The organism is Nanchangia anserum (genome assembly GCF_015240065.1).
GTDB lineage: Bacteria > Actinomycetota > Actinomycetes > Actinomycetales > Actinomycetaceae > Nanchangia > Nanchangia anserum.
Genome location: NZ_CP060506.1, coordinates 1154808 through 1177406, shown reverse-complemented (window position 1 = coordinate 1177406; position 22599 = coordinate 1154808). Strand labels below are relative to the sequence as shown.

24 protein-coding genes and 3 pseudogenes are annotated in these 22599 nt (G+C 65.8%); 22 read left to right on the top strand and 5 right to left on the bottom strand.

All coding sequences use genetic code 11. The features are described from left to right. Positions 1-91: 91 nt before the first annotated feature. The 3 genes from H8R18_RS05480 to H8R18_RS05470 are packed head-to-tail and all read left to right on the top strand — an operon-like array spanning position 92 to position 3746. On the top strand, positions 92-1639 hold the full coding sequence (locus H8R18_RS05480; RefSeq protein WP_191071070.1) for a YifB family Mg chelatase-like AAA ATPase: 1548 nt from the start codon (positions 92-94) through the stop codon (positions 1637-1639). Continuing rightward, complete coding sequence (dprA, locus tag H8R18_RS05475; protein WP_191071069.1) at positions 1626-2819, top strand: DNA-processing protein DprA; 1194 nt, start codon at positions 1626-1628, stop codon at positions 2817-2819. Before H8R18_RS05480 ends, dprA begins: the two co-directional genes overlap by 14 nt. A gap of 3 nt (positions 2820-2822) precedes the next feature. Then, complete coding sequence (locus H8R18_RS05470) at positions 2823-3746, top strand: tyrosine recombinase XerC (RefSeq protein WP_276529463.1); 924 nt, start codon at positions 2823-2825, stop codon at positions 3744-3746. Here the strand turns inward: H8R18_RS05470 and H8R18_RS05465 are convergent. Beyond that, the gene (locus H8R18_RS05465; protein WP_223875093.1) at positions 3743-4300 is read right to left on the bottom strand and encodes a murein hydrolase activator EnvC family protein; all 558 of its coding nucleotides are present in this window, start codon (positions 4298-4300) and stop codon (positions 3743-3745) included. The two genes, H8R18_RS05470 and H8R18_RS05465, sit on opposite strands and share 4 nt — an antisense overlap. Positions 4301-4594: 294 nt before the next feature. Between H8R18_RS05465 and rpsB the strand changes: the two genes are divergently transcribed. From rpsB to frr, 4 genes are all read left to right on the top strand, one after another. Further along, positions 4595-5434 carry a 30S ribosomal protein S2 gene (gene rpsB, locus H8R18_RS05460; RefSeq protein ID WP_191071068.1) on the top strand — a complete coding sequence of 280 codons (840 nt, stop codon included), beginning with the start codon at positions 4595-4597 and terminating at the stop codon, positions 5432-5434. Between the two features lie 29 nt (positions 5435-5463). Next, positions 5464-6306: a translation elongation factor Ts gene (tsf, locus tag H8R18_RS05455; RefSeq protein WP_191071067.1), complete on the top strand. Its 843-nt coding sequence runs from the start codon at positions 5464-5466 to the stop codon at positions 6304-6306. A gap of 94 nt (positions 6307-6400) precedes the next feature. Further along, on the top strand, positions 6401-7135 hold the full coding sequence (pyrH, locus tag H8R18_RS05450; RefSeq protein WP_191071066.1) for a UMP kinase: 735 nt from the start codon (positions 6401-6403) through the stop codon (positions 7133-7135). Positions 7136-7138: 3 nt separating this feature from the next. Beyond that, the gene (gene frr, locus H8R18_RS05445) at positions 7139-7696 is read left to right on the top strand and encodes a ribosome recycling factor (RefSeq protein ID WP_191071065.1); all 558 of its coding nucleotides are present in this window, start codon (positions 7139-7141) and stop codon (positions 7694-7696) included. A 15-nt stretch (positions 7697-7711) separates the two neighbouring features. Here the strand turns inward: frr and H8R18_RS09780 are convergent, their stop codons facing one another. Next, positions 7712-7852, bottom strand: a complete 141-nt coding sequence (locus H8R18_RS09780) for a hypothetical protein (RefSeq protein WP_338089189.1) — start codon at positions 7850-7852, stop codon at positions 7712-7714. A 185-nt stretch (positions 7853-8037) separates the two neighbouring features. Here H8R18_RS09780 and H8R18_RS09775 point away from each other — a divergent pair, with 185 nt between their 5' ends. The 8 genes and pseudogenes from H8R18_RS09775 (at position 8038) to def (ending at position 16395) form a co-directional block, all read left to right on the top strand. Further along, positions 8038-8598: a phosphatidate cytidylyltransferase gene (locus H8R18_RS09775; RefSeq protein WP_338089188.1), complete on the top strand. Its 561-nt coding sequence runs from the start codon at positions 8038-8040 to the stop codon at positions 8596-8598. A 3-nt stretch (positions 8599-8601) separates the two neighbouring features. Then, positions 8602-9789, top strand: coding sequence for a dual-specificity RNA methyltransferase RlmN (gene rlmN, locus H8R18_RS05435; protein WP_191071064.1), 1188 nt, complete (start codon positions 8602-8604; stop codon positions 9787-9789). Then, complete coding sequence (locus tag H8R18_RS05430; protein WP_191071063.1) at positions 9786-10340, top strand: DivIVA domain-containing protein; 555 nt, start codon at positions 9786-9788, stop codon at positions 10338-10340. Before rlmN ends, H8R18_RS05430 begins: the two co-directional genes overlap by 4 nt. Beyond that, complete coding sequence (gene dxr, locus H8R18_RS05425) at positions 10337-11539, top strand: 1-deoxy-D-xylulose-5-phosphate reductoisomerase (protein WP_191071062.1); 1203 nt, start codon at positions 10337-10339, stop codon at positions 11537-11539. Before H8R18_RS05430 ends, dxr begins: the two co-directional genes overlap by 4 nt. Before the next feature lie 3 nt (positions 11540-11542). Then, the gene (locus tag H8R18_RS05420; RefSeq protein WP_191071061.1) at positions 11543-12847 is read left to right on the top strand and encodes a M50 family metallopeptidase; all 1305 of its coding nucleotides are present in this window, start codon (positions 11543-11545) and stop codon (positions 12845-12847) included. A gap of 63 nt (positions 12848-12910) precedes the next feature. Continuing rightward, complete coding sequence (gene ispG / locus H8R18_RS05415) at positions 12911-14059, top strand: flavodoxin-dependent (E)-4-hydroxy-3-methylbut-2-enyl-diphosphate synthase (protein WP_191071951.1); 1149 nt, start codon at positions 12911-12913, stop codon at positions 14057-14059. 47 nt (positions 14060-14106) lie between these two features. Beyond that, positions 14107-15898 (top strand): annotated as a pseudogene (locus H8R18_RS05410) (proline--tRNA ligase). A 3-nt stretch (positions 15899-15901) separates the two neighbouring features. After that, a pseudogene (def, locus tag H8R18_RS05405) lies at positions 15902-16395 on the top strand (peptide deformylase). Positions 16396-16425: 30 nt separating this feature from the next. Here the strand turns inward: def and H8R18_RS05400 are convergent. After that, on the bottom strand, positions 16426-17328 hold the full coding sequence (locus H8R18_RS05400; protein WP_191071058.1) for a hypothetical protein: 903 nt from the start codon (positions 17326-17328) through the stop codon (positions 16426-16428). A 77-nt stretch (positions 17329-17405) separates the two neighbouring features. Here H8R18_RS05400 and H8R18_RS05395 point away from each other — a divergent pair, with 77 nt between their 5' ends. The 3 genes from H8R18_RS05395 to H8R18_RS09970 all read left to right on the top strand — a co-directional run bounded on the left by H8R18_RS05395 (position 17406) and on the right by H8R18_RS09970 (position 19186). Further along, positions 17406-17564: a hypothetical protein gene (locus tag H8R18_RS05395; RefSeq protein ID WP_191071057.1), complete on the top strand. Its 159-nt coding sequence runs from the start codon at positions 17406-17408 to the stop codon at positions 17562-17564. A gap of 265 nt (positions 17565-17829) precedes the next feature. Next, positions 17830-18363, top strand: coding sequence for an ArsR/SmtB family transcription factor (locus H8R18_RS05390; protein ID WP_223875092.1), 534 nt, complete (start codon positions 17830-17832; stop codon positions 18361-18363). Between the two features lie 442 nt (positions 18364-18805). Then, a complete protein-coding gene (locus H8R18_RS09970) occupies positions 18806-19186 on the top strand; it encodes a M23 family metallopeptidase (RefSeq protein WP_191071056.1) in 381 nt (126 codons plus the stop codon). Between the two features lie 61 nt (positions 19187-19247). Here H8R18_RS09970 and H8R18_RS10065 read toward each other — a convergent pair whose 3' ends face one another. Beyond that, entirely contained in the window at positions 19248-19376 is a 129-nt protein-coding gene (locus H8R18_RS10065) for a hypothetical protein (protein WP_476703740.1), read from the bottom strand. A gap of 16 nt (positions 19377-19392) precedes the next feature. Between H8R18_RS10065 and H8R18_RS10060 the strand changes: the two genes are divergently transcribed. Together H8R18_RS10060 and H8R18_RS09240 are read left to right on the top strand one after the other, a co-directional pair. Beyond that, a complete protein-coding gene (locus H8R18_RS10060) occupies positions 19393-19671 on the top strand; it encodes a hypothetical protein (RefSeq protein WP_227712763.1) in 279 nt (92 codons plus the stop codon). Between the two features lie 378 nt (positions 19672-20049). Next, positions 20050-20232, top strand: a pseudogene (locus H8R18_RS09240) (hypothetical protein); the annotation flags it as partial. A gap of 232 nt (positions 20233-20464) precedes the next feature. Here H8R18_RS09240 and H8R18_RS05370 read toward each other — a convergent pair. After that, positions 20465-21379, bottom strand: a complete 915-nt coding sequence (locus H8R18_RS05370) for an Abi family protein (protein ID WP_223875090.1) — start codon at positions 21377-21379, stop codon at positions 20465-20467. A gap of 334 nt (positions 21380-21713) precedes the next feature. Between H8R18_RS05370 and H8R18_RS05365 the strand changes: the two genes are divergently transcribed. Together H8R18_RS05365 and H8R18_RS05360 are read left to right on the top strand one after the other, a co-directional pair. Continuing rightward, entirely contained in the window at positions 21714-22211 is a 498-nt protein-coding gene (locus H8R18_RS05365) for a DUF3145 domain-containing protein (RefSeq protein ID WP_191071054.1), read from the top strand. After that, on the top strand, positions 22211-22534 hold the full coding sequence (locus tag H8R18_RS05360) for a hypothetical protein (protein ID WP_191071053.1): 324 nt from the start codon (positions 22211-22213) through the stop codon (positions 22532-22534). Before H8R18_RS05365 ends, H8R18_RS05360 begins: the two co-directional genes overlap by 1 nt. The last annotated feature ends 65 nt before the right edge of the window (positions 22535-22599 follow it).

Below are 22599 nucleotides of genomic sequence, written 5' to 3'. Positions count from 1 at the left end.
TCCCCCGCTCGCGAGGACTTCGCATCGACGTCATCGCCCTCGAGGCGACGGGGCCGCGCTCGCTGCGCCTGGAGCACATCCGGAGCGCGGCATGAGCCGGTCCGTATCGACGCTGACGGTTGCGCCCACGGGCATCACGGGCGAACTCGTGCGGGTCGAGGCCCACCGCGCCGGCGGTCTCCCCAGTTTCCAGGTCGTCGGGTTACCGGATATGGCCTTGCGCGAATCAAAGCAGCGCGTGCGCGCGGCGATCGCATCAGCCGGGTTGGCGTGGGCCGAGCAGCGCTACACCGTCAACCTCTCGCCCGCCGACGTGCCCAAATCGGGATCGGGATACGATCTCGCGATCGCCGTGGCAATCCTCGCCACCCAGCAGGACCGCCCACTCGACATGATGGACGCGCGCGTCCACATCGGCGAGCTCGGACTCGACGGATCCGTGCGACCCGTGCGCGGCATCCTCCCCATGATCGCCGCCGCCCGCGACCACGGCATCCGCGAGGTCGTCGTGCCTCGTGCGTGCGTGGCCGAGGCGAAGCTCGTTGGCGGCGTCGCCGTCATCGGTGTCGACGACGTGGCCGATCTCGCCGGCCTCTACGACATCCCCGACGCCGTGCATGCTCCACGCGCCCAGGTCCTCACTTCTCCGGCGCGCAACGCCCCCGAGCCGCGTCGCCTCGACCTCGCCGACGTCCAGGGCCAGGTTCACGCCAAGCTCGGCCTCGAGGTCGCCGCGGCCGGCGGGCATCACGTGTTTTTCCTCGGTGAACCCGGCACGGGAAAGACCATGCTCGCCGAGCGCCTGCCGACGATCCTGCCCGATCTCGATGACGACGATGCCATCGCCGCGACCTCAATCCACTCGGTCGCCGGGACCCTGGGCAGCGTCGACGCGCTCATGCGTCGCCCGCCGTGGGTCGCCCCGCACCATTCGGCGACGATGGCGGCAATCGTCGGCGGCGGCTCAGGAATCGCCTCACCCGGAGCAATCTCCATGGCCCACGCCGGCGTGCTCTTCCTCGATGAGGCCCCGGAATTCGCGCCCAGCGTCCTCGATGCCCTTCGCCAACCGCTCGAGACGGGCACGATCCATCTACATCGCGCCCACGCCCAGACCAGCTACCCCGCGCGGTTCCAGCTCGTCATGGCCGCCAACCCGTGCCCGTGCGGAGCGGCCACAGGATCGGGGCGGTGCGTGTGCACGCCCTACCGCAAACTCCGCTACCTCCAGCGTCTCTCCGGCCCCCTCATGGACCGCATCGACATCACCTGCCTGGTCGACCGTCCAGGAGCCGCCGAGTTGACGGCGACGACTCGGCCCGAATCCTCGGCCATAGTCGCCGACCGGGTCGCCGCGGCCCGAGACCGCGCCCGCCACCGCTGGCGCGATCACGCGTGGTCAACCAACGCGCGCTGCCCCGGCGACTACTTCCGCAGCTGCGACCTCCTGGCGGCAGGGGAGCGTCGCCTCATTCACGCCATCCTCGCCGAGGGACGGCTGTCGCTGCGGGGAATCCACCGACTCCTGCGCGTCGCGCTGACGCTGGCCGACCTGGCCGGATCCGCGCGAATAGAGGCCGCCCACCTCTCGAGCGCCTACACCTTGAGAACGACGGAGAACCGCGATGAGTGCGCATGACGAGACGACCGCGACCACGACGATCCCCACGGACACGGATCGATTGGCGGCGGCTGCCTGGAGCCGCGTCGCCGAACCAACCGACGCGGCCGCCTGCGCCCTCATCGGTGTCCTCGGCCCTGCCCCGGCATGGCAGTGGCTCAGCGACGGTGCCGACCCCGCTGAACTCCTTCACGGCGACCTTGCCCAACCGGCGCGACGGGTCATCACCCAAGCCCGTGAACGCTGGCTTCCGCGGGTGGGCGATGCCACCCCCGAAGCCGATCTCGATCACATCATCCGGCTCGGCGGGGCCTACATCGTCCCCGGCGACCCCGAGTGGCCCGAGATTCTCACCGACTGTGCCGACGCGCCGTGGGGCCTGTGGGTGCGCGGGCAGCGCCAACGGTTGCGCGACCTCGGCGAGGACACCCTGGCCCTCGTCGGTGCCCGTGCCCCCACGCGCTACGGCATCAACGCCACCCACGCGATCACCGCGGAAGCCGCGCGCGCTGGCCACGGCATCATCTCGGGCGGTGCCTACGGCATCGACACCGCGGCGTTGCGAACGGCACTGGCCTACGACGTAGCCGTCGCCTCGGTGTTCGCCGGCGGCCTCGACCGGTGGTACCCCGCACACAACGCCTCCCTCTTCGACGGACTCATCGCCTCGGGCGTCGCTATTTCCGCCTACCCGCCGCGTTCGCGGCCCGCACGATGGCGCTTCCTCGATCGCAACTGGCTCATCGCGGCGCTCAGCGCGGGAACCGTCGTCGTCGAGGCGTCCGCCCGGTCAGGCGCGCTGAATACGGCGGCCCACGTGCGCGAGCTTGGCCGCCACGTGGGGGCCGTGCCCGGTCCCATCGATTCCGTCATGTCGCACGGGTGCCACACCCTGCTGCGCGAGGGCGCCCAGCTCATCACGTCGGGGCGTGACGCCTCCGAGATGATTCGTCCCCTGGGAGCCACCCGCCCGGCCCGTCTGCCCAAACGCCGGGGCTTGCTCGACGGACTCGATGCCCATGCCGCTCGCACGCTGGATGCCATGCCGGTGGCGAGCGCGGCATCGGTCAGCGCAATCGTGCGCGCCGCGGGGCTCTCCGCCAGCGACGTCATGGTCGCGCTTGCCCATCTCGAGCTTGCCGGACGCATTGCGCGCGAGGGCAGCATGTATCGGCGCGTCCCGACCCCTAAGGACTAGAAGATGGCTACTACACTGACACACACGATGACTCAACCGGTGCTCCTCATCGATCAGTTCCACGCCTACCTGGCGTCCGTGCGGGGACTCTCCGCGCATACCAGGCGTGCCTACCGCGGCGACATCGAAGCTTTTTTGCGCGGTGCCGGCGAAGACGATCTGGACCGCTACCTGAGCATCGACCACGCGCGCGCCTGGCTTGCCGACCTCGCTCGTCAGGGGGCCGCCCCGGCCTCGCTCGCGCGAAAGATGGCGTCTTTGCGAACGTTTGCCCAGTGGGCTGCCGAGCACGGCTACTGCGAGCGCGTTTTCACGGCTCGCCTGCGAAATCCTCGCGTCGAGGCTCCGCTACCGCGCGTCCTCACGATCGACGAAGCCCGCCAGCTCCTCGATCGCGCCGAAGAGGAGGCACGCGAGGGCGATCCGGTGGCCATGCGTGACGCCGCGTGCTTCACCCTCCTCTACGACTCGGGGATGCGGGTCTCGGAGCTGACGGCGCTGCCACTGTCGGGACTGGACACCTCGGCGCGCACGGCCCGCGTATTCGGCAAGGGGGCAAAGGAACGCGTTGTTCCCTATGGTCCCGTGAGTGCCGACGCCCTTGAGCGGTGGGTTGCGCGTGGACGCCCCGAGCTGGCGCGGCCAACCTCGCCCGACACGATTTTTCTCGGCATTCGCGGGGGCGCGCTGACGTCGAAGGTCGTGCGCGAAAACCTCCATCGCCTCGCCGCGCGCGCCGGGGTGCCAGATATCGCCCCGCACGGGTTGCGTCATTCCATGGCGACCCACATGGTCTCGGCCGGCGCCGACCTGCGGGTCGTTCAAGAGCTGCTTGGCCACTCGGCGTTGACGACGACCCAGCGCTACACGCACGTCGATGCCTCCCGGCTCCACGCTGTTTTTGCGCAGGCTCACCCCAGGGCCTAGTTCTCCCACGGTTTGAGGACGATCGGTCCCATGAGCAGGCGCAGGGGATTGAGATAGGTATCCCGTCCGCGTCGCGCGCCCAGGTGCAGGGCATCGGCATCGTGACCGGACAGCAGGGTGCCGATGGGCGCTCCGCGACGCACAACATCGCCCGCACTGACGAGGGGACGCACGGGTTGAAAAGTGGAGCGCACGCCGTCGGCATGGTCGATGGAGACGACGCTCGTGCCGGCGACCTCGCCGGCGTGGGCGATCGTGCCGTCCGCGGGCGCATACAGCGTCGTCCCGGGTGGAATCGCCAGATCGACGCCGCGATGCCCCGCCAGCCACCGCTTCGCCGGCGGGGCAAACCCGCGAACGACGGCGACGGGGTGACCACTCGGCCACAGCCATCGCTGGGTGGGTGCCAGCCGGCCAGACGTCGACACGGATGCTTCGGCCACGGGCGCGCTCGCGGGTGGCAGCGGCAGCGGGGCGGCCGCCGGCGAGAGCACCGAGGCTCCCAGGGCCAGCGATGCGCCGAGGATGGAGCTGAGCATGCGGTAGCCAGACATGCGCCCAGTGTCCGGGCCTGCTCGGTGCTCCGTCCCGAACATGCCACCGGCCCCACAGCCGGCGGACGTGATCGCCTCGTGGGGACACCCGACCTGCCGATTCCTCCTGGATCGCCCCATCGGTTATGCTAGGGCGAGCACCGGGGGCACCCGGTGACTTCGCGTGCGGTCACCATCGCGCATGGGGTAGTGAGCAACGGTCCCTTCGGGGTGTTCACTATCGCCGCACCAGGACAGATAGATAACCGAAATATCGGGGGAAGCCCCGCGCGTATATACGCGGAAAGGACACTCATGGCAGTCGTCACCATGTCGCAGCTGCTGAGCAACGGTGTGCACTTTGGCCACCAGACTCGCCGCTGGAACCCGAAGATGAAGCCGTACATCCTCACGGATCGCAACGGTATCTACATCATCGACCTGCAGCAGTCGCTCGAGGGGATCGATCGCGCCTACGACTTCGTCAAGCAGACCGTTCTGCGCGGCGGCTCGGTGCTGTTCGTCGGCACGAAGAAGCAGGCCCAGGACGTCGTCGAGACCCAGGCTCAGCGCGTCGGCATGCCCTACGTCTCCCACCGCTGGCTGGGCGGCATGCTCACGAACTTCAACACCGTCGCCAAGCGCCTGCAGCGCCTGAAGGAACTCGAGCAGATCGACTTCGACGACGTGGCCGGCTCGGGCCACACCAAGAAGGAACTGCTCATGATGCGCCGCGAGAAGGACAAGCTCGAGCGCACCCTCGGCGGTATCCGCGACATGGCCAAGGTGCCCTCGGCCGTGTGGGTTGTCGACACGACGAAGGAACAGCTTGCCGTCGCTGAGGCGCGCAAGCTCAACATCCCCGTCATCGCCATTCTCGACACGAACTGCGATCCCGAGCAGGTCGACTACGCGATCCCGGGCAACGACGACGCCATCCGCTCGGTCGAGCTGCTGACCCGCATCATCGCCGATGCCTGCGCCGACGGCCTCATCGCCCGCACCCAGAAGAAGGCCGACAAGGCTGGCTCCACCGGCGCCACAGAGGATGCCCCGCTGGCCGACTGGGAGCGCGAGCTGCTTGCCGGTAACGACGCTCAGGCACCGACCGAGGACGCCCCCGCCGAAAAGGCGGCCGAGGGCGAGCAGGCCTAAGTTCGCACGCGCGAAGGAAGAAGAAGCATATGGCTAACTACACGACCAAGGACATCAAGGAGCTGCGCGAGCTCACCGGCGCGGGCATGATGGACGTCAAGAAGGCCCTGGATGAGGCCGGTGGCGATCGCGACGAAGCCATCAAGATTATCCGTCTTGCCGGCCAGAAGTCGCTGGCCAAGCGTGAGGACCGTTCGGCCGCCGCGGGTCTCGTGGCCGCCGACATCACCGATACCGACGCCGGCCAGGTCGGCGTTCTCGTCGAGGTCAACTCCGAGACCGACTTCGTGGCGAAGAACGAGAAGTTCGTCGCCTTCGCCGACTCGGTTCTGGCCGCCGCGGTCTCGTCCGAGGCCTCGACGCTCGACGAGCTGATGGCCGCCACGACGCCCGAGGGCAAGACGGTCAAGGAAGCTGCCGACGAGATGGCCGCCCTGGTGGGCGAGAAGATCGTCGTCAACCGCATCGCGCGCATCAGCGGCGAAGCCGTCACGAAGTACCTGCACTACTCGAACAAGGACCTGCCGGCTCAGGCCGGTGTCCTCGTCGCCACCGACAAGGCCGGCGCTGAGGGTGCGCAGGACGTCGCGATGCACATCGCCGCGTACCAGCCGCAGTACCTCGATCGCGATGAGGTCCCCGCCGACGTCGTCGCCAAGGAACGCGATACCCTCGAGGAGCTCACCCGCTCCGAGGGCAAGCCCGAGAAGATTATCTCGCGTATCGTCGAGGGTCGCCTGGGCGCGTTCTACAAGGAGATCTGCCTCGTCGATCAGGACTTCGCCCGCGACCCGTCGATGACGGTGGGCGCGTTCATGAAGTCGACCGGCGGTAAGGTCACGGGCTTCGCCCGTTTCCACGTCGGCGCCTAAGCCGAACGAGGGTGGCCCCGGGTGTCGAGCCCGGGGCCACCTTTATGGCCGGTATAGTGACCCCGGAGATTGTGCCACGAGACAAGGAGCTCACATGACCTCAGCACCCGCGCGCCCCAGGCGCGTCATGCTCAAACTCTCGGGTGAAGTGTTCGGTGGTGGGGCTGTCGGTCTCGACCTGGACGTCATCGGCGACGTCGCGCGCCAAATCGCCGGAGCCGTTACCGAAGGGATCCAGGTTGCCGTCGTCGTCGGCGGTGGCAACTTCTTCCGTGGCGCCGAGCTCGAACAGGCCGGTCTCGACCGGGCACGCGCCGATTATATGGGCATGCTCGGCACCGTCATGAACTGCCTCGCGCTGCAAGACCTGCTCGAGCAGGCCGGTCTGACGGCGCGGGTCCAAACGGCGATCGAGATGGGGCAGGTTGCCGAGCCCTACATCCCGCTGAAGGCCATTCGCCACATGGAAAAGGGACGCGTCGTCGTCTTCGGTGCCGGGGCGGGCTTGCCGTTCTTCTCCACGGACACCGTCTCCGCCCAGCGCGCCCTCGAGACCCACTGCGACGAGCTGCTCGTCGGCAAGAACGGCGTCGACGGCGTCTACAGCGCCGACCCGAAGACAAATCCCGACGCCACGCGTTACGACCGCCTGACCTACGCCGACGCGTTGGCCCGTGGGCTCAAGGTCGTCGACTCGACGGCGTTTAGCTTGGCGATGGATAACAACTTGCCCATGCGTGTGTTTGGCATGAGTGGTGCCGGTAACGTCACGGCGGCCCTCATGGGTGAGACAATCGGAACATTGGTGACCACAACAACGAAGGAGTGAGTCGTGATCGACCTCGTCTTGGAAGAGACCACGCAGAAGATGGACAAGGCCGTTGAGCACTGCCGCGAGGAATTCGCCGCGATTCGCACCGGCCGCGCCAACCCGGCCCTGTTCACCGGAATCAACGTTGACTATTACGGCGCGCCGACGCCGCTCCAGCAGCTCGCCTCGATCACGATCCCCGAGGCTCGCACCGTTCTCATCTCGCCGTTCGACCGCTCGGCGACCTCCGACATCATCCGCGCCATTCAGGAATCCGATCTCGGCGTCAACCCCACCGACGACGGCAACGTCATCCGCGTGACGCTACCGGCGCTGACCGAGGAACGCCGCCGCGACTACGTCAAGATGGCCGGTCAGAAGGCCGAGGAGGGCCGCATCTCGGTGCGCGGTATTCGTCGGAAGGCCATGGACGAGCTCGGTCGCATCAAGAAGGACGGCGACGCGGGCGAGGACGAGGTCGAGCGCGCCGAGAAAGACGTCGACGCGGCCACGCGCCGCCACGTCGAGCAGATCGACGACATCCTTGAGGCCAAAGAGCGCGAGCTCATGGAGATCTAAGGCGATCGTGCCTACTCATACCGGGCGGTTGAGCGAGCGGGCCAGCAGGCTCGTCTCGCCGCCGCCAACACAAAACAAGGTGCCCCCGCCGGCAACGGGCCGGGCGGGGCGCAACCTGCCGTGGGCGATCGCGATCGGCGTCGCTCTCGGGTGCATCGCCGCAATTTTCGTCTTCCTGCCTCAACCGTTCTTTGTCGGTTTCGTCGCCGTCGTTATCGCGCTGGCCCTGTGGGAATTCGCGGGCGCGTGCGCGCGCGCCGACATCGCGGTTTGCGCTGCCCCCACTGTGGGTCGGTGCGCTCGGCATCCTCGTGTGTGCGTGGCAGCTCGGGTGCGAGGCGATGCTCGTCGCCTTGTTCCTCACCATCCTTGCCTCGGTGTTTTGGCGGCTCATGGACGGCGGGGGATTGCGCGCGCTGCGCGATGTCCTCGTCACCGCGTTCGCGGCGACCTATCTGCCCCTGCAAGCGGCGTTCGTCGTCCTCATGGAGGTCCGCGGGGGACCGTGGCCGATCATCCTCTTTATCCTCGGCACAATCAGCAACGACATCGGCGGCTACGTCGCCGGGGTGCTGCTCGGGCGTCATCCGATGGCCCCCAGCGTGTCGCCGTCGAAGTCGTGGGAGGGCTTCCTCGGCTCCCTCGTCATGTCGGTTCTCGTCGTTGCGGCGGGAATGCATCTGCTCGGCGGCCCCCTGTGGGTCGGCGTCTGCCTCGGCATTGTCTCGCCCATGCTGGCGACGATCGGCGATCTTGGCGAGTCCCTCATCAAGCGCGACATGGGGCTGAAAGACATGGGGACGCTGCTGCCCGGTCACGGCGGCATCATGGATCGCCTCGACTCCCTCGTCATGACGGTGCCCGCGTACTACATGGTGTTCTCGCTGGCACTAGGGTGGTGAGCCATGGCGAAACAGGTCTTGCCCACCGACCAGCCCCCCGAGGGCGCGACGCATCCCGACGCGAAACCGCGGCTGTCCTTTGCCCCGGCCCGGCGGGGTAAACCGCCGCGTCACCTCGCTGACCTGGATCTGTCGGAGCGCAAGGAGTGGGCGGGCGAGCTCGGCCTCAAGCCGTTTCGCGCTGACCAGGTGTCGCGCCACTACTTCGATCATTTCCTCACCGACGTCGACGCGATGAGTGACATCGCGCCATCCCAGCGCGATCAGGTACGCCAACTGCTGCCGAAGCTGACGACGGAGGTGCTCACCCAGCAGGCCGATCGGGGAATGACGCTGAAGACCCTGTGGTCGCTCTTCGACGGTGCCCGCGTCGAGTCCGTCCTCATGCGCTATCCCGAGCGCACGACGCTGTGTGTGTCCTCTCAGGCCGGGTGCGGGATGGCGTGCCCGTTTTGTGCGACCGGTCAGATGGGGTTGACGCGTAACCTCTCGGCGGCGGAAATCGTCGAGCAGGTCCGCGATGCCCACGCGAGGTGTCGCGACGGCGAGGTCGGTGGCGGACCGACGCGGTTGAGCAACATCGTCTTCATGGGCATGGGCGAACCGATGGCCAACTACAAGGCCATCATGACGGCGATCCGCCGATTCACGGCACCGTGTCCCGAAGGCTTCGGCATGTCGGCACGCTCGATCACGGTGTCGACCGTGGGCCTCGTCCCGGCGATCACCAAGCTCTCGCGCGAAGGACTGCCCGTTCGACTCGCCGTGTCGCTGCATGCCCCCGACGATCAGCTGCGCGACGACCTCATTCCCATCAATTCGCGGTGGAAGGTTGACGAACTCCTCGACGCCGCGCGCGCCTATTTCGAGGCGACGGGCCGGCGCGTGTCCATCGAGTACGCCCTCATTCGCGATATGAACGATCACGCGTGGCGCGCGAAACTCCTCGCCGACAAGCTCAACGAGCGCGGGCGCGGCTGGGCGCACGTCAATCCCATCCCGCTCAATCCCACGCCCGGATCGATCTGGACGGCGAGTTCGTCACGGGCGCAAAACGAATTTGTCGATACGCTGAGGGGCGAGGGAATCACGACGACGATACGCGACACGCGCGGCTCCGACATCGACGGGGCGTGTGGCCAGCTGGCCACGGCTGTGGCGAATCAGCGGAAGAAGGAGGCACGTGCATGAGCGCGACTCGGTCGTTCTCGTCAGCGGGGCGGTTTACGCGCGGGTATGACCCGGCCGAGGTGGACGAGTTCTTTCAGGCGGCGCGTGCCGCCTACGAGCGCGAACCCGGGGCCGAACCCCTTCGCGCCGCCGACGTCCGCCGTGCCGCGTTCCATCAGGTGCGCGGCGGATACGTGACCCAGGAGGTCGATCTCGCGCTCGATCGCCTCGAGACGGCCTTTGTGCGTCAAGAGCGTGCCGAGAACGTCGCCGCCAAGGGACAAAACGACTGGTTGGCCATGGTCGCCGATCGCGCGACGACGCTGTACGGGCGCCTGATCCGCCCCCGCGGTAAGCGATTCCGTCAGGCCAACGGTCGCGGCTACCGCATTAGCGAGGTCGACGACTTCCTCGATCGGCTGTCGACATTCTTTGAAGACGGTGGCGAGATGACGGCCGACGAGGTCCGCTACCAGACCTTCTCGTCTGCGCGCGGTAAAGATGCCTACGACGAGGGCGTTGTCGACGCCTTCCTCGCGCGGGCGATCGAAGTGCTGACCGCCGTCGAATGATGCGCGACGTCGTCATCGCCGGCTCGACCGGCTCGATCGGAACCCAGGCGCTCCAGGTCATCGATGACCACCCCGGCCACTTCCGCGTGCGCGGTCTTGCCTGCGGCGGTGGCTCGGTCGACAGCTTTGTCGCCCAGATTGTCCGTTATCGCCCAGATGCGGCGGCGGTTGCCGACGAGGCGGCTGCTCGGCGGGTCAGTGACACATTGGCGGACGCCGGGGTCGCCACCCAGGTTCTCGCGGGTGCCGACGGCGTCGTCGAGGCGTGCGGGAGCTTCCCGGATGCGTGCGTGCTCAACGGCATTACGGGGGCCGTCGGGCTGCGTGCGACGCTCGCCGCGCTGAAATCGGGTGCCACCCTCGCCCTGGCTAACAAGGAGTCGCTTGTCGCCGGCGGTTCCCTCGTCACCCGCGCCCAACAGCGTCCCGCCCAGGTCGTTCCCGTCGACTCCGAGCATTCGGCGATCGCCCAGGCGCTCGCCAGCGGGATCCACAACCGCGGCATGTGTGCGACGGCGACGACGGGGGAGTCGGAGCTGGCCCAGATCATCCTCACTGCCTCCGGAGGGCCGTTCCGCGGTAAGTCCCGTTCCGACCTGGCCGCTGTGACTCCCGAGCAGGCGCTCAATCATCCGACGTGGTCGATGGGACCGGTCGTGACGATCAACTCCTCGACGCTCGTCAACAAGGCCCTCGAACTCATCGAGGCCGTGCTCCTCTTCGACGTCGCTCCCGATCAGGTTCAGCCGGTGTGTCATCCCCAGTCGATCGTCCATTCGGCCGTGACGTGGCGAGACGGCGCGACGATCGCCCAGGCGAGTCCGCCCGATATGAAGCTGCCGATCGCGCTAGGGCTGACGTGGCCGCGCCGCCTCGACACCGTCTCTACGCCCCTGGACTTCACCCACGCTCAGTTGTGGGAGTTCGAGCCGATTGACGCCGACACATTCCCGGCGATCGAGATCGCGCGTGGCTGTGTCGCTGCCTCGGCAACTCACCCGGCCGTCTTCAACGCCGCTAACGAGGTCCTCGTCGACGCCTTCCTTGCTGGCAAGCTGCCCTACCTGGCGATCGTCGATACCCTCGGCGAGATCACGGCGGCCCACGACGGCATCGCCGAGCCGAGCCTCGACGACATCGAGGCCGTCCAAGAGTGGGCGCGCCTGCGGGCCGGCGAGGTCGTGAAAGGCCGAGGCTGATCCATGTCGTACGCGCTTGGCATCGTCGTCATGATTGTCGGGCTGATCGTCTCGGTCGCCCTGCACGAACTCGGTCACCTGCTCCCGGCCAAGCATTTCGGCGCGCGCGTCTCGCGCTACATGGTCGGCTTCGGGCCGACGCTGTGGTCGCGCACGTACCGCGGCACCGAATACGGCATCAAAGCGATTCTGCTCGGCGGTTTCGTCACGATTTTGGGCATGTACCGAAAGGCCAGCCCGGGCACCGTCGTCTATAAGGACTCGACCGGTAAACGCTACACCCAGGCCGAGGCAGACGCCCTCGACGCGGCCGAGATCGAGGCCCTCAAGCCGACGATGGCTCAGGACGCGCGTCTTAGTGCCCTCGAGGAGCTTGAGCAGTCGCGTACGCCCGGGGTCGCCTTCACAGAACTCGCGTGGTGGCGAAAGGCCATCGTCATGTTCGGTGGTCCCGTCGTCAACCTCGTCTTATCGGTCATCTGCTTGGGCGTCGCCATCGGCGGGATCGGCTACCAGCAGCCGACGACGACGCTCGCGCGGGTTGCGCCGTGCCTCACCGAGGCGACGACGTGCCCGGAGGCCGAACTCACCGGGCCTGCCCACGCGGCTGGTCTGCGCCCCGGGGACCGCGTCATTGCGTGGGCTGGGCACCCCACGCGTACGTGGGACGACGTGCGCGAGCAAATCGCCGCCAGTGGTGAGACGACGTCGCGCGTCGTCATCGAGCGTGACGGCACGCAGCTCGAGGTCACCGTGACGCCACGCCTCGTCGATGGCGCGCCGGTCGTCGGCGTGACGTCTGAGTTGGCACGTCACCGCGGCGGCGTTGGGGAGATCTCGTCGGCGGTGTCTCAGACATTCTGGGGCACGGCGGCAGTCGTCGTCCGCCTGCCTCAACAGGTGTGGGGGACCGTGCGCGATCTCGTGACGGGGCACGAGCGCGACCGGGCCTCGGTCATGAGCGTCGTCGGCGTGGCTCGGGTGTCGGGCGAAATCACGTCGGCGCCGGGCGCCGCGATCACGCTGGGCGACCGTGCAGCCTCGCTGCTGTCGCTTATGGGGTCGCTGAACATGGCGCTGTTCGTGTTCAACCTCATTCCGCTGTTGCCCCTTGACGGCGGTCACATCGTCGGAGCTCTCTATGAAGGCCTGCGCCGCGGCTGGGCGCGGGTGCGTGGTGTTTCCGATCCCGGTGCCGTCGACACCGCCCGCATGATGCCGCTCGTCATGGTCGTATGGGGTCTGCTCATCGTGATGACGCTCGTCCTCGTTGCCGCCGACATCGTCAATCCCGTACACCTGGGCTAGAAATCGCCACGTCGGCCGGTTCTGCGCCATACTGGGACCGTGAGTGACTCTGTTGATCTGGGGATGCCCGACGTCAAGACCGCGCCGTTCGCCCGCCGGCGCACCCGCAAAATTCGCGTAGGCGACCTGTGGGTCGGGGGCGACGCGCCGATTTCCGTTCAATCGATGTGCACGACGAAGACGACCGACATCGGCGCCACCCTTCAACAGATCGCGGAACTGACGGCGGCGGGCTGCGACATCGTCCGCGTCGCGTGCCCCAGTGCCGACGACGCCGAGGCTTTGGCCCCGATCGCGCGCAAGTCCACGATTCCCGTCATCGCCGATATCCACTTTCAGCCGCGTTACGTCTTCAAGGCCATCGAGGCCGGTTGCGCGGCCGTGCGCGTCAATCCCGGCAACATCCGCAAGTTCGACGACCAGATCGCCGACATCGTCAAGGCGGCGAAAGACCACGAAACGTCGCTACGCATCGGTGTCAACGCCGGCTCGCTGGACCCGCGCCTGCTGAAGAAGTACGGCAAGGCGACGCCCGAGGCCCTGGCCGAGTCGGCCGTGTGGGAGGCCTCGCTGTTCGAGGAACACGATTTCCACGACTTTAAGATCTCGGTGAAGCACCACGACCCCGTCGTCATGATTCGTGCCTACGAGTTGCTGGCCGAACGCGGGGATTGGCCGCTGCACCTCGGCGTGACCGAGGCCGGTCCGGCCTTCCAGGGCACGATCAAGTCGGCGACGGCCTTCGGCGCGCTGCTGCGCCAGGGGATTGGCGACACGATCCGCGTGTCGCTCTCGGCCGATCCGGTCGAGGAGGTCAAGGTCGGCATCGCGATCTTGCAGTCGCTGGGCCTGCGCGAGAAGACCCTCGAGATCGTCTCGTGCCCCAGCTGCGGGCGCGCCCAGGTGGACGTCTATACGCTGGCGAACTCGGTGACGGACGCCCTCAAAGACGCCATCACCGTGCCGTTGCGCGTCGCCGTCATGGGTTGCGTCGTCAACGGCCCCGGCGAGGCGCGCGAGGCCGATCTCGGCGTGGCCTCGGGCAACGGCAAGGGCCAGATCTTCATCAAGGGCAAGGTCATCAAGACCGTTCCCGAAGACGACATCGTGCCCACCCTCATCGAGGAAGCCCACGCACTCGCCGAACGCATGGGCCTGGAGGAGGGCACCGGCTCGCCAGACGTTCAGGCGTTTGCCCCCGGCGCCAAGTAAACGGTCCGCGCCCGGCCTCGCGCGCGTTCTGCATTAGAGTGGACACCGTGCTGAAGACGATGTCGACATATTTTGTCCGGACGCTGCGCGAGGACCCGGCCGACGCCGAGGTCGCCAGCCACAAGCTCCTGGTTCGCGCCGGCTACGTTCGCCGAGCTGCTCCGGGGATCTACACGTGGATGCCGCTGGGGCTGCGCACGCTGCGCAAGGTCGCCCAGGTCGTGCGCGAGGAGATGGACGCGATCGGCTGCGACGAGGTGGAGTTCCCCGCGCTGCTGCCAGCGGAGCCCTACCAGGCGACGAACCGTTGGGAGGAATACGGCGATAACCTGTTCCGCCTGAAGGATCGCCGTGACAACGACTACCTGCTCGCGCCCACGCACGAGGAGATGTTCACGCTCCTGGTCAAGGACCTGTACTCCTCGTACAAGGATCTGCCGAGCATGCTCTATCAGATTCAGACGAAGTACCGCGACGAAGCGCGCCCGCGCGCCGGGATCATCCGCGGCCGCGAGTTCTGCATGAAGGACGCCTACTCGTTCGACGTCGACGACGAGGGGCTGGATCGCTCCTACGAGCTGCAACGGCAGGCCTACCAGAAGATCTTCAGCCGGCTGGGGCTGCCCTTCGTCATCTGCCAGGCGATGTCCGGGGCGATGGGCGGCTCGCGCAGTGAGGAATTCCTGTTCCCGTGCGACATCGGCGAGGACACGTTCGTCGTCTCCGATGGCGGATATGCGGCCAATGCCGAGGCGGTGACGACGGTTGCGCCCGAGACCAAGCCGTACGACGACATCCCGGCCGCCGAGATGCGCTACACGCCTGATGCGCATACGATCGCCTCGCTCGTCGAGTACTCAAACGCGAACTTCCCGCGTGAGGACGGGCGTGAGTGGACGGCGGCGGACACGCTGAAGGCGTTCATGGTCGCGGCGATCCACCCCGACGGGCACCGCGAGGTCATCCTCGTCGGCGTCCCCGGCGATCGCGACGTCGACATGAAGCGCTTGGAGGCCTCGCTCGGACTCGAGGTCGAGATGGCGACCGAAGAGGACCTCAAGGCCTATCCGTCGATCGTTCCCGGCTTCACAGGGCCGACGTGCGCGGGCCCCGACCACCCCGATCGCGTCGTCGGTGAGGACGGCACGATCAGCGGCTCGCCGCGCTCGCTCGTGGACCCGCGCGTCGTCGAGGGCACCGAGTGGATTGCCGGCGCCGGCAAGGAAGGGCATCACCTCTACCACCTCGTCGCCGGGCGCGACTTCCGCGTCGACGGGACGATTGAAGCCGCCGAGATCGTCGACGGTGACCCGGCCCCCGACGGCTCGGGTCCGCTGCGCACGGCACGCGGCATCGAGATCGGCCACATCTTCCAGCTGGGCCGCAAGTACGCGAAGGCCCTCGACCTGAAGGTGCTCGACCAGAATGGCAAGAGCCAGGTCGTCACGATGGGCTCCTACGGCATCGGGGTCTCGCGCGTCATGGCGGCTCTCGCCGAGGCCAATCATGACGACAAGGGGCTGGCATGGCCCGTCAACATCGCGCCGTTCCACGTCTACGTTGCCTCGATGGGCAAGTCCGAGGAGGGGCTGAACGCGGCCCGAGCCATCGCCGAGGAGCTGTCCGAGCGCGGCGTTGATGTCCTGTTCGATGACCGCAAGAAAGTATCGGGGGGTGAAGTTTGCCGATGCCGAGCTGCTGGGGATGCCGTATGCGATCGTCGTTGGCCGTGGGCTGGCCGACGGGCTGGTCGAAGTGCGCGGTCGCCGCAGTGGCGACAAGCAGGACGTCGCCGTCGGTGACGTGGTCGAGCTCGTGGCCGGATACGTGGGGGAGTGAACCGTGGCTTATCGCGACATTCGCATCATTGGCGACCCGGTCCTGCGCACGGCGTGTGAACCGATCACCGAGATCGACGCCGCCGTCAAGCAGCTGGTGGAGGATCTGCTCGAGACCGTTGACGACGAGGGGGGCGTGCAGGACTGGCTGCCAACCAGATCGGAGTCAGTCTGCGGGCGTTTTCGTGGAACATTGATGGCGAGATCGACTACATCCTCAACCCCGTTCTCGTCGAGGTCAGCGAGGACGAGTATCAGGACGGCGACGAGGGGTGCCTGAGCGTGCCGGGACTGTTTTTCCCGACTGAGCGCGGGTGGTACGCGCGCGCCGAGGGCATCGACCTGGACGGCAAGAAGAAGATCGTTGAGGGCGAGGAGCTCATGGGGCGCTGCATTCAGCACGAGTGCGACCACCTCGACGGCCACCTCTACCTGGATCGGTTGAGCAAGAAGTACCGCAAGAAGGCGATGGCCGAGCTGCGCAAGCAAGGCCTGTAGGGCTTCGGAGTTCGACCCGGTCCGTGAGGGCTAGAGCGGCGGCGTGTTGCGGTGCCACACGAACCTGTCGGTGGGATACCCGACGAGAACCGCGAGGGGCCGGGCCGGATCGTGATCCTCGACCCCGGCCCGGTAGCGCGGGACCAGGGTGGTGCGGTCGCGATAGCGGTAGTCCTGGTAGGTCGGGATGAGGGCTTGCCCGTCGTCGGCCAGGTGGTCTCTCGCCCAGGTGCCGTAGAGGGCACGGGGACACGTGGGGGAGAGATTCTGGAAACGGTGCCAGGGCGAGGCAAGCCGGATCCCGGTTGTCGGCGGATCGGCCCAGTGCCCGGTGACCCACGTATCGGTTCCGGAGGTCACGAGGAAACCACAGGCAAGCGCGGCGTCACCCACGGCAAGCTCGCGTTGGGGTGTCGCCTCCGCATAGGGATCGTAGGGCGGATATGTGGAGGGAAACGGATCGTCGGGATGGCCGCAGAGAACAGCGACCGCGACGTCGTCGCGATCGAGGATGGCCTCGGCCTCAGGCGTCCACCGAGTGAGCGTCGTATGAGAGATGAGTGCGTCGTCTGTCTGCCGTGTGAAGCTGCCCGCGCAGGTAACCAAGCGCGGAAGATCCCAGTCCTGCTGCGAGGTATCCGGTGCGGTTGCCTCGACAACGTTGGCCGGTGGCACCGTAAACAGGTCGTGGGTGGGGGCCTCGTGGCACTCTCGTGCCCTGACGACCTGCCCGTCCCAGGTTCCGAGCACAGTGTAGCGGAGCCCGGGAACGACGTCTTCCCACAGGGTAGGGGAACCAACGGCGACGATATGCGGGACGGCTGCCGGAAACTCGGGCGGTTCAAAGCCATCGGTAAGGTGTGCCTCCCAGCCGCTGTGAGCAAGGAAACCGTCGACGCGGCATTCGTCGCCTACCTGTAGCGGCTTAAGCATGAACACCACAATAGCGGGCGCGGGGATAGTCTCGGGAAGCAGAAGGCCAGCCAAGGATCGTGCGGTAAACCTCCGCGATGAGCTCCCTCGAGGTGCTACGATCCGAAGCGACAGCCCTGCTGAGCGTCGGCCGCCTGCATGACGGCGCCATCGCGGATGTCTCCGAGGACGTTCGCACTGACACGAAGGATGAGACCGACGAGATGACCGCGCAACGCCTCCAGCTCACCTGGTAAGACACGGACAAGGCTCTCATTCCCCACCGAGACGGACAAGTACGGTTACACCTGGGTTGACCCCTCTGATCCGCGCTGCTGCGAGACCCGCACGCGGCAGAGATCAGCGTTGGCAAGTTGCTCACCAGCGGCGATTTTGAGTTCGTCATCCCGGAGTATCAATGTCTCGAGGTGACCGCCAGCGTAACGGTCCGTCGTTGCAGCAGCGGCCACACTCGCTCCAGTTCGATTTTACGGAAATCCGCAATATTGGTAACCTAGGTGCATGGTTGACCCGTTGGAGAGCTTGTCTGCAAAAATTGACGCCTTGGCTCGGCGTGTGGAAAAGCTAGAATCTGACCGCATAGAAGAACCACCCCAGGTTCGAGTGGGCGCGCTGGCTCAGAATCATGACGACAACATATGGGCGTTGGAGTGGTTAAAAGCACGATCCCAGGGCTCTGGTGCGGTCATGATAGTGGGCAACGTCGTTGCCCCAGAGGGCGCTGCAGCCTCCTGGCAGCAGGATGCAGACGTCGATGACCTTCTCGAATCGGACTGGTCACAAGCAGCCGAATGCCTGTCGGCCTTAGCCCATCCAGTGCGCCTTCGCATTCTCCAAGCGGTTATTCGCGGGCGAAGCACGGCTAAGGAACTCGCTGAGTTGGACGGCGTCGGCTCGGTTGGGCAGGTCTACCACCACCTGCGCGCACTCACTGCAGCCGGATGGCTCACGACCAAGGCGGGCGGCGCGCATCAAATACCCGCACCGCGACGGGTGCCGCTCCTCGTGGCGATTCTGGCAGGTGAACACCGATGAGATTCATTGCATCGCACAAGACGTGGTTCTTCCGACTGTTCGTCGTGGGGCTTGTGATTGCCCTTGCGTTCCCTGTTCACATGTCCCCGTTTGTGCTTGTCCTCTTAGTCGTGAACTTATTTCCGTCTCCCCGCGCGGACGGTGAGAGGCCACGATCAGTCGGCATACCGGTTCGCGGACGTTGGGTGGCACTGAATAGTCCTGGCACTCGCGTACCCAGCCACAGCGTGAGATCCCTCGGGCAAGCCTTCGCCATTGACCTGGTTCAGGCTCGCGAGAATGAGCCGCCTGTGAAACTCGGGTGGGGACTTCGACAAGCCCAGCCATCCGACTATCTAAGCTTCGGAGCAGACGTGGTGTGCGCCAAAACGGCGTCGTCGTGTCACTCGAGTCCAGACTCCGCGACCATGCAGCACGATCCACGTGGTCAGGAATCATCTACATGATGACGATCGAGGCAATATGCCGCGAGCTTGGCGGTTCACGCTTCGTGCTCGGCAACCACATCACCATCGACCACGGGGACGGTTCCTTCGCCGTGTATGCGCACCTCAAAGAAGGATCCCTCAACGTACAACTCGGTGAACAAGTAGAAGCAGGCACGGTAATCGCCTCCGTGGGGAATACGGGAAATACGAGTGAGCCACACTTGCACTTCCAGCTGATGGATAGAGCGAATCCATCAGCTGCTGCGGGCGTGCCGTTCCAGTGGCCCGACGCCGAGTTGACCACTAGTTTCGACGAACGATTTACTACACGGAAGGCAACGAACCGGGTACTTGAAGGCATCCCGGAGAATGGGCAGGTCTTTGTCAGCGAGTGACCTTCGCAGGGTTTGAAGTCGAAATCATTATGACCAAGACGATCCATCAGGAAGTAGAGAATCAGTCCTTGCGGTAGTACGAGCATTTGTACCCGTTGGCATCCAGCGGCAGTCCGTCTGCCCAGTCGGGTGAGGCGGCCATGAAGGCGCAGGCGTCGGCGACGGTGAAGCCAGAGGCTAGGGGATTCATCGATGACGATTTCGTCGTGGACGTGCATGACAATCTGGTGCCCGGCGTCTGCGACGAGTGTCATGGCGTGGGCGGGGAGGTCGCGGGCTGTGGCTTGGACGATGTTTTCGACGAGTTTCCCGCCGTAGATTTCCAGCCGGCCCCATTTTCGTCCGGTAGTGACACCGCTGTAGGTGATGGACGCGCCGCCCCACCTGTTCTCACCCAGCTGGGGCTTCACGTAGGCGAGCCGTCTGCCCGAGGGCAGTTCGATGAAGAGAATTCCGGACTCGACGCTGAAGACGAGGTTGCGTAGCCGGATCGCTTGGCGGGTGCTGATGGCATCGATCGCGGCCTGCTCGACGTCGGCCCAGAGCTGCACGATGTTGGGGTTCGTGGTCCGCCAGGCGTCCATGTTGGGGTTCAGTTCGTGTCCGGCCAGCCCCATGCGCAGGGCGCCCATGGCTTTCAATACTCCGACGGAGCTGTTGTAATCGCAGGCCAGCGTGGCGATCTTGCCTTTCTGACGTAGTTCGGTGTTGATGCCGTGTTTTTCGACTGGGACGCCGAACATGCGGCTCGCCGGGTCACCTCTGCCGGGGACGTGCTGCTGCGCAAAGAGATCATCGCCGCCCTAGGCAAGAAACTCCGGGCAGAGGATCGAGAAAGCGCCGAAGTCAACTCCGTCCACGTCGACGACGCCAAAGTGCAGGCCAAGCGCAAAGCCGCCGAAGCATTGGTGCGTCGTCTAGTTGCCGAGGACGCCTACGCCGGGCAGCACTGGGGCTATCTCATCGCCTACGAGCAGGACACCGCACGCGCGGATTCGTGGGAAGACCTGAAAGCTTTCGCCAACCCGGTCAGCAATGCCCTGTAAGTGCACGACAATCGGCACGTAGCGGGGATACGGGCGCCTCAGGAAGACGAGGAGGAGGAGTGCACCGAGCCAGCACGCACAGTTGAGCCAGCGAGCAGGCGGCAACCGTCGCGGAGACTCCGCTTGTCCGGGACTCCAGTCGCAGGCAGCATAGACGGAAACTCGGTTCGACGCCAGGGGAGCCTCCGAACCGTAACGCCGTTGGGTGCGGATGTCCCTTTGAGATAAGGGATTAACTGGAGGCGTTTCTCCAGACTGGGAGTTGCTGCCAGTCTGAGGGAAATCCCATCTCTTCGGGGTTGCGACCCGGCAACTGCAAGAATTCAGTATTGATGAGTTGACGGAGTTTGTGATGCCAGGACGTTCCTGGGGAAATTGTGTTGAGCATAAAGGCCATCACGAGCAGGGCTCCGTAGAGTTGATCGCTTTGGTGGCGTGGTAATGACGAGAGGTCTTCTATCGTGCTGAACGCGTTGCAGGAGGCTGGTGTCAGATGTCTGTTCCACACGCGTCCGTGATGCGCACAGGTGTTTCGAAGCACGGTGAGTTGTTCCAGCCAACCTGCCAGGGGATCTCGACGGTAGTACCTGCGCTTCTGCTTCGCAGTCAAACGCGTGGGGTCAACGATAAATCCGTAGCTTGTAGAGATGGAACGCTGGTCGTCAATGTGCAAGCCGTCGTAGAGCCGCGAGATGTCGGAGAAGTCGAGGACGTCTGCAAGTACCCAGAAGGGGTAGTCGTCGTAGTGGGCCGCGTAGTGAGCGATGGCTTGGTTACGTTTGCGGGCACGTTCAACTCTGCGATGAGCCGTGAGGAGCCATGACTTATGGTCAAAGTCGTCACGAAAAAGTGATGAGTCCCTATAGGCTAGCGCTCCCTTGGCGACGAGGAGCTCACCAATACGAGTTCGCATGGCTACCTCGATGCGCTCCATTCCGTCATGGATGTAGGTTCGTAACTTGCGATCGAACTCGTAGAGAGCGGCCACCTCAGAGAAGGTCGTTCCTGGGATGAATTCATCGAGACGCTTCGGTTGCCGTCGGTCATGTGGAGTCGGGAGGATGCGGTATGTGTACCAGTAACCGGAGAGCCGGTAATAGGAGACGCTCGAGAGCCATTGTCGAGCAAGGGGTTCATCGATGAGCATGCCTCGGGATTTTAGGATCTCGAGTTGTTGTGCGAGTGACGTCGGCTGCTTGACACTGCCCACGTGCTCACTTCCTCGACGTCGATAGAAATCCAGCCCGTCTGCGACCCGAGAGTCGTAGCGGGCTGAACGATTAAGGTCAGGTTACTACAGCTGAGTACAGGGTATGGCGGAACGGCATGTGGTGATGGTAACTATCGAGCATGGGTGCCACCGGTGGGATATGCTGCCTAGCCTGTCACGCGCGTCCGCGCTAAACTTGCCGTACACCGTTGTGTTCGCAGCGCCCACGAGGACGTAGGGGAAGACGATCCTCAACAGATGGGAGCGACTGATGAGCAGGGACTACACCCGCGGTGTCCTTTTCGTGCACTCATGCCCGCGCGCCCTGTGCCCTCACATCGAGTGGGCAGCCCAAACCGTCCTTGACCAGCGCCTGACGATGGAGTGGACACCCCAGCCCGCCCAGGCCGAGACCTTCCGCTCGGAGCTGTCGTGGGTGGGCCCCACGGGGTCGGGCGCGCGTCTGGCCTCTGCCCTGCGCGGATGGGAACACCTGCGCTACGAGGTTACGGAAGACGCCACGGCACAAACGGACGGCGGCCGATGGTCGTCGACGCCCGACCTCGGGATCTTCCACGCCCAAACCGACGTGCTCGGCAACGTCGTCATTCCCGAGGAACGCGTGCGCGCCGCACTGGAGAGCGACGACATCGACGAGATCCACCAGATCCTCGCCCTCGCGGTTGGCGCCGCGTGGGACGAGGAACTCGAGACGTTCCGCTACGCCGGCACGGGCGCACCCGTGCGCTGGCTCCACAAGGTCGGCTGATGGCGCTCGATCCCGAGCAGTTGGCGAAGCTCGCCGCGCTGACCGATAGCCAGATGAGCGAGGCGGGAAGCGGCGAATCTGCGCGCGAGGTCGACGACGCGCCGGCGTGGGAGGCCCTGTGCGAGGCGGTCACCGAGCACTGCACGTCGAGCACCGGCGAACTCACCCGGTCGCTGCGCCTCGTCGAGGACCTCGACATGGACACGCTGCTGCGCTACTGCGTCATCACCGCGTGTGAGCACCGGCTGAAGACCCGCGCGATCGACGCCGACGTCGACGCAGCGGTCACGCTTGGCGACCTCGCCGATGCCCTGACGCGGTAGGCACAACGCTCGCGCATACGACCGAGGCGGTGGACCCCCAACGGAGTCCACCGCCTCAATGTCTC